The organism is Seonamhaeicola sp. ABD4_340, from assembly GCF_056312135.1.
On record NZ_CM149981.1, the window covers coordinates 990,704 to 1,004,519 of the forward strand.

Below are 13,816 nucleotides of genomic sequence, written 5' to 3' on the forward strand. Positions count from 1 at the left end.
ATATTTTTAGACTCAATTTTTTATTTATGAGCGATTTATTTGATGATATTCCTGTGCAAGATAACATGCAAACATTGGCATTTTACAATCTTGAAAATTTGTTTGATTTAGATGATGATAAACATACAAACGACAATGATTTTTTGCCTTATTCTGCTAAAAAATGGACACCAAAACGCTATAAAAATAAATTACGAAAATTAGGTTTTGCCATTTCTAATATTGGAAGACGTGAAACTGGAAAACACCCTGCTATTGTTGGTTTAGCCGAAGTTGAAAACGCCAAAGTTATTGAAGATTTATTGGCATCAAAACATTTAGAGTTTTACAACTACAGTTATGTACATTACGAATCTCCGGATGAACGCGGCATTGACGTAGCGTTTATTTATGATAAAGATGCTTTTGAAGTAACGCACTCTGATAATTTTATAGTGCCTTTAATGAATGATGATGGCATGCCAGATTACACCCGCGATGTACTTTTAGTAAGCGGCTTGTTAGACAATGAGCCTGTACATATTATTGTAAATCATTGGTCTTCTAGACGAGAGGGCACTTTAGAAAGTGAACCTAAACGTATGGCATCATCAAAAAAAGTGGGCGCTATTATTTCAAATTTAAAAGAAGAAAACACCAATTCTAAAATTATTGTTATGGGCGATTTTAATGATGAACCCCAAAACAATAGCATTGTTAATTTGGTACAAAACTATAATTTATACAACCCATTTGAAACATTGCGCTCATACAACCGCGGTACAGTTAGCCGTTTTAAACAATGGAGTTTATTTGATCAAATATTTTTTACCACCAATTTTTTTGAAAACTCACAAAATGCCTTTGAGTTTTATAAAGCTAATATTTTTGATGAAGATTTTTTAAAAACCTTTAAAGGGCGCTACAAAGGATCACCGTTTAGAACCTATATTGGAAAAAAATATAATGGTGGTTATAGTGATCACTTTCCAGTTTATGCGGTTTTTAAGAGGTAAGATTTTTTAAAAGTATTATCTATTTAGATTTGAGTTTTTTTTGCTAAAGTTATAGTTTTTACCACAAGACTATCTTCAATACAAGAAAGCCCGTATATTTCTTGAAGTTTCTCATTTAAAAAATTGATATTAGAATTTGGAAAAATTTTAAAATCATAAACATCTCTTTCTTTTTCTTTGGAAAAGAAATGATTATTATTATTACGATTTAAATAATTAGACAAGTGGATAACTGAAAGTCCTTTTAAATTTGCTTCAAAATTGTTATAGCTATATTCATATTGTGTTGTGTTTTCTGAAGCGAATTTTTTAAGTTTTAAGGAATCTATGATTTTAATGTTGTAAGCTTTGACCTTATCATAACTTACGCTCATTTTTAAATTAAACCTATTTAATAATTCATTAACTACCTCTTTCTTATTTACAGTATCGTTAGTGTTTTTAATTTTATAGTTATACTCAAAAAAATATCTATCTAAGGTTTTATCTTCACAATAAACATCTTTATTAGACATATTAAATACTACAGCTATTGCATTTCTTATATTAAAACCATAGAGATAAATTTCATCAGGTTTACTAAAGCCTAAGCCATAACCTTTACATTGTTTTTCACCTGATAATACATCATATTTTGTATTTATCTCTCTAAATTCCATGTAATATTTTAACGAATCTTGTAACTCTAATAACACAGACCCCTTGCCACTTACTACATTATTATTAGTAGGTTTTATACTTTCACAAGCGCCAAAAATCACAAATATTACAAATGAAATACAAATTTTAATTAATCCTTTCATAAACTTTTCATTGTACATAATCAATACTAACATCATCTAATTCATAAACACCATCAAAACTTTCTTGTCCGCCGCCGGTATATTTAAAAGCAATGTAAACCGTACCCGACAAACATGACAAATCTACATTACCAGAAGGAAACCATTCAACAAAAGCATCGGTATCTTTCACCACATAAGCATTGGTTAAAACGTGCCACGTAGCTGCTGTAATGTTTTCTTGTACACCATCCCAATTATTTGAAATTAAAACTTCCATAAAGCTACTATCGGCTCTACTGTTTGATGTTTTAAAACGAAGTGTTTCGCCATCTTGAGCATCTAAATTTATAGCCGGTGTTATAAGCCAACCAATATTTTTAATATCACCCGAACTAGCCGACTGAAATCTAGCTGAACGCCCCAAAGAAGCATTGGTTGATGTAGATGACCATGCTTCCCAACCCTCTGAACCTGCTTCAATAAAATTAGTCCAGCCGTTGCCCTCAATAAGTCGGTTATTTCGTTGTGCTTCAAAATCTTCAAAAAATAAATTAGTATTTCCAAAAGCATCGGCAACACCGCAAGATTGCTCACTTGGGTCACAACGTTCAGTGTTTTCAAAATTTACACTTTCAGAAGTTAATGGTAAAACAACGTTAAAATCGTCTCCAAAATCTCTACTAAAAACACCCGTAATACTGCCGCTTCCTTGTGGCACTAACAACGATTTAAAATCTGAAAACGTGCTTGTTTGCATTAGCATTTGTATGCCAGATTCACAACTTTCTAGCAAACGCAAACCATCAAACTCATCAAAAGACTCACTGGCAAATGTAGCGCCCAATTCAAACCTATTGAGCTGCATATTATTTAATTTAATTAGTGTGTTTTCATCAGCTTCGGTTAAATTTTCTAAAGCTACTTCTTTAGGTTCAATATTGGCTATGGTGTTACTTCTAAGTACAATATTTTTATATTCTGAAGCTTGAATTTGTTTAACGTTTACGCCATCTCCTTGCCCTATAGTAATTACACCATTGTTATTTCCAATTGTTAAGTTTTGAAGTTTTACATATACTTTTTGTCCAAATTGATAGGTGTCTGACAAGTTACTTTTATTAATATCTATTTTAAAACCAAGTCTTGGGTTATCATCTGGATTATCAGCATTAGTTTTATTTTGAATTATGAGTTCTTTAAAAAAATTACCTGCTTTATCTGTTGATACCACGTAGCCTTCAATATACACATCATCTCTAATTAAAACGGTTGTATTACCGCCATTTACCGCTTGTTCATATAAACTTTTTATGGCTTTAAATGTGGTTATTTTATTTTGTGAAATTTCAGGTTCTGTAATTGAAACATCAGGAATACCGTAATCTTCATCTTTCACACATGCACAAAACAAAATGCCTGTTGCTATTAAAAATGTTACTGTTTTTTTCATGTTTTAAAACCTTAAATTCAAATTTAAAAAATACGTAGTGCCTCTTCCGTACCAGTATTTTGGTGCAAAAACTGGTGTTTGCAATGCTTTATCGTCCCTTAACTCTCGGTAATTGGCATTACGCCCTTGTTCAAAACCTCCTGTTTTATAAATGGCATCTAAAAGGTTATTTACACTAGCAAAAAAACCCACGTAGTATTTATCTATTTTCCATGATTTTCCGCCCACTAAATTCACAACCATATAATTATCAAAACGTTCTTGCCTTAGTAATTCTTGGGCTAATTCTTCACTGTAATCATTAAACACATTACCATCAAAATCTGTATTAAAATTTGAAGAACGTGTTAGCGGGCTCACATCTACATAAGTATTATCAAAAAAGTTTGCAGTTGCACCAAACCACCAAAATTCTGGGTCTCTATATTCAAAACCTATTGAACATGCTGTTTGCGGACCAGTTGCTAGTTTATAATTTTTAAGTTTTGATTGCCCAAAACTTTTAAAACCGTTTACAAAACCTGCGTTTTCAGCATCAGCATCAGGTTCTGTAGACAAAAATAAATTAGGATTATTAGCGTATGTAAATTGCCCCAAAGCGGCAACACCTTTTAATTTAATGGTAGAAGTAATTTGTGCATCTACACCCAACTCTACACCCAAATGTTGTTTTTCTATGCCTTGCAAAATTTCTTGAACAAATACGGCATTATCACCTCCAATACCATCGGCAAAAAAGAATGAAATTTCACTAGCATCAGTTATTTTTGTATAATATCCTGTGGCTTTTGCATTAATAACAGGTGATCTGTAAATGTAACTAGCACTGGCGGTTATTATTTTTTCTTCTGAAATATTTGGAACAACATTATGGTTTTCACGCGCATTTGAAAATGTATTTTGCACCGTTGGCGCTCTAGAAATATAGCCTGTATTTGCATTAAATAAATGCTTGCCAGATATTTTGTAAGTACCACCAAATTTTGCTCCCAAACCTGTAAAATATAAACGCTCGCCTTTACCTAATGAGTTATTTGGAAAACCTCCATTTTGATAAATACCTTCTCTTTGGTATTGGGTTTGTTTAATATGCGCTGCCACATAAAAATCTAGCTTATTATAGTTGAATTGTGCCTGAGCAAAACCACTAATTGTTTGTGCTAAAATGTTGTAATGGTATTTAAAAACATCTCCTTTACCAACCAATCTATTTGGGGTTAGTAAATTGTTTTGGGCTTCATTAATTTCGGTAGCAAACCCATCAACATCTAAATAGGTTTTAGCGCCTAAAAGATCTAAAACTTCGGCAAAATTTTCAGATTTTAAACTTTGATATCCCACAGATGCGTTTAAAACTATATTATCATTTAATGTGTTATTTAAAATTGAATTTATTGAAAACTGCGTGTCATCAACTCTATCTTCATACAACGCATAAATAGCATTACCGCCATTGGTTGTATTATTTATATTGGCTTGATACATGGCATTCCAATCTATCTGCCCATCATTTTGAAAAGCCTTTAAAGCAGTGTAAGCAAATTGTAAATCATTAGGAAAATTACTTTCAAAATAACTAGGCAATTTTTGGTAATATGTTGCACTTGGATTTGCACCACCACCCATTGGGAAATTATCAATTAAATCGGTACCATTATAATCTAATCTACTGTTACCAAGTTTACCAAATTGGTAAGCAACATTTGTGTTTATAGTAGTTTTATTGTTTAAACTCCAGTAATGATTAAGCATTACAATTGGCTCATTAACTTCTTTAATTCTAGAATTTCGTTTTTCACCATCTTGCCAGCCCCAATATTCATTATATTTTATGTCTTTTAAATTATATACTTCTTGTGTGTTTGGTGAAGATTTTCCGCGCCTGTTAGGTGTATAAATTGCTGCAAAATTTAAACTGTGCTTACTGTTTAATTTCTTTTCAACAGCCGCAAAAAAAGAATTAGCATTGTAGCTTGTTGCATTTTGATAACCTTCATTACCCCAACGCCTTCCAACAGAAATTGTGTATGCCCAATTGTTTTTAAGTAAGCCTGTAGCATACGTTGCCATAAGCCTGTTGGTATAGCTTCGGTTTGATGATGAATACGTTAATCTTCCGCCAGGTCTTGCTTCACTTGGCCTAATATTTATATTTGTGCTACCCATTGCACCACCAAAAGTATAGTTTGAAGGTGCTAAACCTAAAGCTAATTCTTGGTTACGTAATACATCATTAATGCCACCCCAATTACTCCATTGTGGCCTGCCGTTAAAGGCTTTATTCATTTCTATACCATTAATCAATACGGTACCGTTATTAGAATCTAATCCGCGAACGCGAAAAAAAGAAGCACTAAATTCAAACGCAGCTGTACGTTGAAAAACATCTAATGATGAGGCTAAAAGTCCTGAAATATTATCGGCTCCACTAGTGTCATCATTCAACTCATCATCAGAAAGTGTTATGGTGAATAAATCTTCAATTTCCGAAGTATCTCTATCTAAAGTTATATCAAAAATATTAACTTTCTCACCTTCATTTATTACAATTGGGAAGCGCTTTGGTAAATAACCTGTTTTTGAAACCGTAAGTACTTGTTCACCTAAAGGTAAGTTTTGTGTGAATTCAAAAACTCCAAGCGTATTAGTTAATGTTTTAAGGTTTGTGTTTTCAATAGTTACTAAAACGCCTTCAACGGGCTTAAACGTAAAGGTTTCTTTTACACTACCATTTACTAATGTGTTTTGAGACGCACAAAAAGCATGGATAAAAAAGCAGCAAAGTAGTAAGACTTTATTCATTAAAAGTAAACAATTTACATGTGTTAAAGTAAACCATTTCTTATTAAAAACAAAATTAAAAGCTTTTAGTTTAAACTATTAACTTTGGCTTAGCTTTTGTTTACTACTTTTATATCTATATTATAGACCAATGACATTAATAAAACTTTACACCTTACTTTTAGCTTTCACTTTAATTAATATAGTTGAAGCCCAAGAAAAAAACTATAAAATTCACACCATTGCTTTTTATAATCTTGAAAATTTATTTGATACAATAAACGACCCAACTAAGCTTGATGAATATAGCCCAATAATGGAAATTAAAGGTAACAGAGACACTATTTACAAACAAAAAGTAAATAATATGGCGAAGGTTTTAGCTGATATTGGGAGCCAAAAAACACAAAACACACCAAGTATTATAGGTATATGCGAAGTTGAAAACAGGCAAGTTATTGAAGATGTAATAAATAATACTGCTTTAATTAAAAATGATTATGGTATTATACATTATGATGCCCCCGATGCACGTGGTATTGATGTTGGTTTACTGTACCAAAAAAGCGTATTTAAACCTTTAAATTCAAAAACATTTGAGCTTAAAATTTATGATGATAAAACACGTGAACGCGTGCAAACAAGAGATCAACTTTTAGTTAGTGGTTTGTTAGAAAATGAATTAATTCATGTTATTGTTAACCATTGGCCATCAAGACGTGGCGGACAAGCTCGTAGTAATCCCAAACGTATTGCAGCTGCTAAATTGAATAAACGTATTATTGATTCTTTACAAACTGAAGACCCCTACGCCAAAATTTTTATTATGGGCGATTTAAATGACAACCCTACAAACAACAGTGTTAAAAAGATTTTAAATGCCAAAGAAAAGAAGGATGATGTGGAGTTAAAAGGTATTTACAATCCGTTTACATCAATTTACAAAAATGGTTTAGGCACCGTTGCCTACCGCGATGTTTGGAGTTTATTTGACCAAATAATGGTTACAAAACCACTAATTGACACAAACACTAAAGGTTTAAAATTATACAAAGCCAGCATTTTTAATGCACAGTACTTAATAAATAGTACAGGCGCTTATAAAGGTTACCCTTACAGAAGTTTTACTAAAGCGGGTTTTACCAATGGTTATAGTGACCACTTTCCAGTATATATTTATTTAATTAAAGAAATAAAAGAGTAGTATTAAAACCAAGTACCCCAAGGAATTCTAGACAATAACAACACTAAAGCTATGGTATAAAAAATGGCTATTGTTTTAAGTTTCCCTTTAGAGGTTAGTTTCTTTTTGTGTTTAGAATAGCCAATAGTTATTAAAGCAACAGCAATAATATTTACAAACGGATGCTCAACTAAATATAATCTGGCTAAACTATTACCCATAACACCTCCACCTAATTCACCCCAAAGTTGAAACCTTGGAGATACAAAGTATAAAACTATACCTATTAATAGTTGAATATGTGACACTATTAAAGTGAATAATGATATTCTAAAATCTTTTGCACTGTACTCTTTAGCGCCTGCCGATTTTATTAAAGCGTTAACAACGGCAATTACTAAAACAACTATTACCAAAAAGGCCCAATATGAATGTAAATTAAGTACGGTATTATACATGATTTATTAGCATTTAATTTAGCATCAAAAATAGTGATTTTAATTCATAAAAAAACCGCTTCTTTAAAAGAAGCGGTTTAATTACAAAAATAATTTTATTGCCATGTGTTTTGGGCGTCATTACCACCCCAAATAAGGGTTGCTAAATACGGATTATCAATAAATGGGTTACGGTTACCTTGCGCTGCATAAATAACCTCATTACGTTGCATTTCAAAAGCAGAAACAGGATCTTCTATATTCCATTTTAAAAACAATTCTAATGAACCTACTTTGTTAAACGTTTCGCCATAACGTACATTTAAATAAAGTATCATACGTGCTACATCACCTTTCCATTCATCTCCTGGAAACCATTCTTGGTTTGTTAACAAATAACCACCGCTACCATCTCTGTATGGGTAGTTACTTCTTTGGCTATTTACATTTTCATCACAAACCCTTAAATGATGTAAATCTGCTCTAACAATTTCGTCTTTAGCATCACCACCTTCACCACCTTCAAATAGCGATTGAGGATAAATGTGTTCTGTGTTGAATGTTTGTGGTGTATGCGGGTTGGTTGGTGATGCATATTCTTCCCAATACCTGCTTTCACCAGAATACATTAAAATTACGTTATCAACGTTAGATAAATCTTCATCGGCATTATATAAATAATTATGACGCTGCCCATATGATAAAAAGGTAGTATGTTTAGTTTGTGTAACTTCTTCTAACTCATCAAACATAATATTGGTGTCTTGTACAAAAAGTACATCTTTATAATAATCTTGAAGGTTTGACGGAATATTAAAAGCTACAGAAGCTACAACATTTATTGTTACAGTTGCTGTAGAGCAAGTTGCTGTTGGGGTATCATCATCACAAATGGTATATATAAAAGTGTCTTGCCCTGTAAAATTTGTTTGTGGAGTATAGGTTATTGTGCCGTCATTATTTAACACAATATTACCTTGAGTAGCTGCATTATTTATTGATGAAATAACAGCATCATCAGTTAAATCATCATTATTTAAAATGCTAGTGATTGAACTTTCTTGATTACTTAATACTGAAATTTCGTCATTAACCGCAACAGGGCTACCTTCATCTTCAACAGACACAGTTACAGTTGCAGTTGAACATGTTGGCGTTGGATCATTATCACAAATGGTGTATGTGAAAGTATCATCTCCTGAAAAACCATTTGCAGCTGTATAAGTAACTGTTCCGTTAGTATTTAAAACTATTGTTCCGTTAGTTAAACTATCATCAACAGATGTTAAAGTAGCACCATCTGCCAAGGTATCATTATCTAAAAGTGTAGTAATATCTATTGATGTATTTTCAGTAACTTGTATAGCATCATTTACAGCTACAGGATCTCCTAAGTCTGTTACAGTAACAGTTACTGTAGCTGTTGCACAATTACGTGTACTTAAACCATCACAAATAGTATAGGTAAAGGTATCTGTGCCTATAAAATTTGCTGCTGGTGTGTATATTAATTTATTTGAAGCTTCAACAACAGTACCATTATTTACAGACCTATTATCAAAACTATCTAAAGAAGCATTATTTTTAAGTGTATCATTATCTAAAACACTAATTGTTACTGCTGTGTTTTCTAAAGTACTTATGGAGTCATTATTTGCTATTGGTGGCTCTACGGTTGCCCCATCATCACTGCTACCACAGGCAAATAGCATTAAAGCTAAACATATATATGTATATTTCATAAAACTTAATTATAGATAAAAAAACCTCTCGGTGTTGAGAGGTTTTTTTATTATGGTTATTTTTAATTTACTCTTGGTATACCCAAACACCACCTTCTTTAACAACATATAATGTTTCATTTACTGTTGAACCAGTATATGTTACAATTGTTACGGCATATTTTTGACCTTCTTCAGCGCTAGGGTTTATTTTATCTAAAACAACATTAAACGCTTCTAATAGCATTTCATCTGTCCAGTAATTACTACTACCACTACGTCTGTCAAAGCTACCAAAGAAACCAACGTTATCTGCTGGTCCAGGATATACATCAATAAAAGTAGATTCAACTAAAGCTACATCGGCACTTAAAAACATGTAAGCTATGGTATTGTCTGGTACCCAAACACCGTCTTCAAAACCATATTGGAACGATGTTTCAATAATGTCTGGAGTTAACTTCCATTTATCACCATCAAAATTACTATGGCCATATTTTGTAACAGTAGCATCTCCGTTATAAAATGCATATTGTACCATGGCTACATCACCTGCTTGAGCAAATGGAAATAAATCTTCTAAAAAGATATCTAGGATATATATGTTGCTACTGCTGAAGTTAGGAAATCTGAAACCGAAAGCGTCATAATCTGCTCTTGTAAACATATAAGGAAACTCCCAATCTCCGTTATTTTTTGCAACTGTAGATGTTATTTCTATAACAGTTTCACCAGATACATATGCACCAGATTCGTATTTTAACGTTTGAGTAGCTGTACCTACTGAGCCATCATAAATGGCATACGTTACCGCATACAAATCTCCTTCGGTAGCTGCTGGTAAAACAACATTAAATGCTTCAATAAGCATATCATTACTCCAATAATTAGCACTACTTGATCTTACATCAAAACTACCAAATCTACCTGCGTTTGCAGCTGGACCAGGGTAATCTGCTGCTAATGCTGCTTCAATATCATCATAATCAGAATCTGATAAAGTATACTCTGTAGCTGAAGAAGCACTTGCTTCAACATCTAATTTTATGAAGCCATAACCATTATGTTGTACTACAAATGTTTCTGAAAAGTTAGTACCTCCATCATAAATTGCAAATGACATAGCAATTACTTGGCCTGCATTATAATCTTCACCTAATAAAAGGTTTAAACCTTCTACAATCATATCATCAGACCAATAACTATTGCTTGATGATCTTCTTTCAAAGTTTTCAAATCTTGAAGCACTACTTGCCGGTTCTGGGTATTTAGAACTTAATCTGTTAGCTATAGTTACAATATCTTCATCAGATAGTGTATATGCTAATAAAGCAGCATTGTGTGTTAATTCTACAAATGTTCCGTTTGTTGCGGTTTCAAATTCAGAATCTAAATAAGCATTTATATTACTTAAAGAAGATAATGTTTCTGAAGCAGTCATAGCTACAGGTACGGTTTCATCAAATAAGTTGTAGGTAACATTTACTAAAGAACCTTCTCCAAAAACTGGAAATTTATCTGCTAAGAAATCAGGAATAACAACATCAGCTAAATCTTGATTCATGAAGTACTCAACAGAATCTAACTGACCTTCGTAAGTTTCATAATCATCAGATGTGAATGTATACATTTGTGCGCCTTGGATGAAATCTTTACCTAAAATAGGTTTAGAATCCATTTTGTCATATATGTCATCCATAGGATTACACCCTGTGAAGATGGCTCCTAAGATTGCTAAATAATAAACTATTTTTTTCATTTTCAGTTTTTTTTAAAAATTAAATTTTGCTCCAATACTAAAAGTTCTACCAAAACCGTAGTAACCAACTACAGTATCGTCTGTACCATCAAAAGCATCAGTAAAGTACTCAGTATCTAGTACGTTGTTCATTCTACCTGTTAAAGTAGTTTCAAATGGTCCAAAATCAAATGTATGTGTTACAATTGCATCAAACAACCCATAATTTGGTAATTTGTAAGCATCTGGTCCTGGTTCATTTCTACCACTTGGATCAAATTCTGCATAAATGTCACCAAAGTAAGTATAATCTACAATTAATTTTGTTTTAGCGTTAATGCTGTAATTAGCTCCTAATGCCAATGTTGTTTGAGCAGCATCACCTACGTGTAAATCTTCAATAAATAAGTTTACAGTTTCAACTACTTCTTGGTCTTCATTAAGAATATCTACATCTGTAACGTTGCTATCCCATCTCCAGTCACCTAAAGATAACATACCGTTTATTTTTAACTTGTCTGTAGCTTTATAAATAAAATCTAACTCAATACCTTGGTGAATTGCGTTAACACCCAAAATATTAGCAAAAGCGTTTGTACCATCAGGTTGTTGGAAACTAACTGTTTCAGTTCTATCTTTCCAAGTAGTTCTGTATAAGTTTAAGTTACCAGATATTTTTTCGCTACGGTAACCGTAACCTAACTCAAAACTAACAATTTTTTGATTTTCAGCATTCTCATTAATATGCTCATTATCAAAGTTTTGAAATACCGCATCAAAATCTGCAGCTCTTTCAAAATAACCTATGTTAGCAAATACATTATGGTTATTGTCAATTCTGTAGTTAGCGCCACCTTTTGTGCTGAAGCCTATAAAGTTGTAACGGTCTGTTTCTTGTAATGGGTCACTATCTAAGTAATTAAAGTAGTCAACTCTTTTATATGATGTGTTTGAAACTGCTAACGATAAATATGTATTTAATTTTTCGTTTACATCATATTCTAATTGGCCAAATGCACCTATCCAACCTACTAAACCATCATTATAATAACTTCTTTTATCTCCTACTCTAGTTATTGCATTAGGGTTGTTAACGTTACTATCATCTAAATGATATTGACCTCCTAATAAATCTGTAACTTCTTGGAAGTGTTCCCCTTTATAGTTTCTGTAATCTAAGCCTGCTAATAACACTAAATCATCGGTTAAATTAGTTTTTAATGTAGATAATATACCGTACCAGTTATGATCATTACGAGAAGCTCTTAAAATAGTTTCTGAACCACTATCTCCAGCGGCAATATTTTCTTCAACTATTTTATCAAAATTTATTGGGCCATATAAACCATCTCTATATTCACTAAATCCATTTGAGTCAAAAGTGAATTTTGTTGCATCACCAGCAGTACCACCACCACCACCAGTACCAAAAGAGGCATATGCTACGGTAGAAATACTTGTGTTATCATTTAAATCCCAGTAGTGATTTAAAGACATTTGTGGTTTATTATAAAAGTTATCTTCTTGGTGCGTAACTTGCCCATTTTTATAACCCCAATCTGCGTTAAATTTTCTTCCTCTTTCTGAATTTCGGTAAGTTGAAATTAATTGTCTGTTTTGTCTTTGTCCGTGACGTTGTTTTGCACCAAAAACTGTAAAAGCTAATTTATGATAATCATTAATTTCTTTTGAAAGATTAAGGAAGTACGAAACACCTGTAAACTCAGTTCCGTCTACATAACCATCGCCTTCGGTTTTAGCTGCAGATATTGTTGCTGCAAAACCTTTATCATTTAAACCAGTAGAATACGTAGCACCAAACTTTTTATAACCATCATTTGCAATTGATGTAAAAACATCTCCTCCAGCTTCAACATCAGTAGTTTTTGTAATAACGTTAATAGTACCACCTATAGAAGGCACAGCTACTTTTGATGCTCCTAAACCTCTTTGTACTTGCATTGTTGAAGTAACATCTGCTAAACCTGCCCAGTTAGACCAGTAAACAGCGCCATTTTCCATGTCATTAACAGGAATACCGTTAATCATTACAGCTACGTTTTCAGATTGAAAACCTCTAATTCTAACGCTAGCATCACCGTAACCACCACCTGTTTTTGTTACATAAACTCCTGGTGTAGAATTTAAAATTTCAGGAAACTCTTGTGTTCCTAATTTAAGCTCAATATCGGCTGATTTTACTGTTGAAACCGCTACAGGTGTTTTTCTATCAACAGCTACCGATGCAATAATTTGCACTTCTTCTAAACCTACTTGACTAGCCGATAAAGTAATTGAACCCAAATTGGTTCCTGTAGAAAAAGGAACAGTTTTAGAATTGTAACCAACAAACGAAATTACTAATTCACCTGAGCTAGATTTTGTGTTGATAGTAAAATTTCCATCAAAATCTGTTACTACACCGTTTGTAGTACCTTTTTCAACAACATTTGCTCCTGGTAACGGAATGTTACTTCCCGCTTCCAAAATAGTACCACTAATGGTACTTTGTGCCATAGCTACAGCAGACACTAAAAGTGCTACAGCAACTATTAAATTTTGAGTAATTCTTCTCATAATTTTTAAAAAGATTAATTTTTTTAATTAGTCTTGCAAAATTACTCCTTGAGTAAGGTTTTAATATTAAGAAAATATTAAGAAAACTATAACAGTTTTATAGCTAAAAAGGCACTAACCTATTAAAATTAGCACCTTTTTTTAAGTAA

The 13,816-nt window shown here is 32.4% G+C and carries 9 protein-coding genes; 2 read left to right on the forward strand and 7 right to left on the reverse strand.

Annotated elements, in window-relative coordinates:
- Nucleotides 1-26 precede the first annotated feature (26 nt).
- Complete coding sequence (locus tag ACYX4H_RS04405) at nt 27-995, forward strand: endonuclease/exonuclease/phosphatase family protein (protein ID WP_476237995.1); 969 nt, start codon at nt 27-29, stop codon at nt 993-995.
- Between the two features lie 23 nt (nt 996-1,018).
- Here ACYX4H_RS04405 and ACYX4H_RS04410 read toward each other — a convergent pair whose 3' ends face one another.
- From ACYX4H_RS04410 to ACYX4H_RS04420, 3 genes are read right to left on the reverse strand one after another with little or no spacing between them, the layout of a single operon-like run.
- On the reverse strand, nt 1,019-1,798 hold the full coding sequence (locus ACYX4H_RS04410) for a hypothetical protein (protein ID WP_476237996.1): 780 nt from the start codon (nt 1,796-1,798) through the stop codon (nt 1,019-1,021).
- A gap of 7 nt (nt 1,799-1,805) precedes the next feature.
- A complete protein-coding gene (locus tag ACYX4H_RS04415; protein WP_476237997.1) occupies nt 1,806-3,230 on the reverse strand; it encodes a DUF5689 domain-containing protein in 1,425 nt (474 codons plus the stop codon).
- Nucleotides 3,231-3,233: 3 nt separating this feature from the next.
- Complete coding sequence (locus tag ACYX4H_RS04420; RefSeq protein ID WP_476237998.1) at nt 3,234-6,032, reverse strand: carboxypeptidase regulatory-like domain-containing protein; 2,799 nt, start codon at nt 6,030-6,032, stop codon at nt 3,234-3,236.
- A gap of 130 nt (nt 6,033-6,162) precedes the next feature.
- Between ACYX4H_RS04420 and ACYX4H_RS04425 the strand changes: the two genes are divergently transcribed.
- Nucleotides 6,163-7,215 carry an endonuclease/exonuclease/phosphatase family protein gene (locus ACYX4H_RS04425; protein ID WP_476237999.1) on the forward strand — a complete coding sequence of 351 codons (1,053 nt, stop codon included), beginning with the start codon at nt 6,163-6,165 and terminating at the stop codon, nt 7,213-7,215.
- Nucleotides 7,216-7,217: 2 nt separating this feature from the next.
- On the opposite strand, the gene ACYX4H_RS04430 is transcribed toward ACYX4H_RS04425, so the two are convergent.
- From ACYX4H_RS04430 to ACYX4H_RS04445, 4 genes are all read right to left on the reverse strand, one after another.
- On the reverse strand, nt 7,218-7,652 hold the full coding sequence (locus ACYX4H_RS04430) for a hypothetical protein (protein WP_476238000.1): 435 nt from the start codon (nt 7,650-7,652) through the stop codon (nt 7,218-7,220).
- 95 nt (nt 7,653-7,747) lie between these two features.
- On the reverse strand, nt 7,748-9,373 hold the full coding sequence (locus ACYX4H_RS04435; RefSeq protein WP_476238001.1) for an Ig-like domain-containing protein: 1,626 nt from the start codon (nt 9,371-9,373) through the stop codon (nt 7,748-7,750).
- Nucleotides 9,374-9,440: 67 nt separating this feature from the next.
- On the reverse strand, nt 9,441-11,111 hold the full coding sequence (locus ACYX4H_RS04440) for a hypothetical protein (protein ID WP_476238002.1): 1,671 nt from the start codon (nt 11,109-11,111) through the stop codon (nt 9,441-9,443).
- Between the two features lie 12 nt (nt 11,112-11,123).
- Nucleotides 11,124-13,667, reverse strand: a complete 2,544-nt coding sequence (locus ACYX4H_RS04445) for a TonB-dependent receptor (protein ID WP_476238003.1) — start codon at nt 13,665-13,667, stop codon at nt 11,124-11,126.
- Nucleotides 13,668-13,816 lie beyond the last annotated feature (149 nt).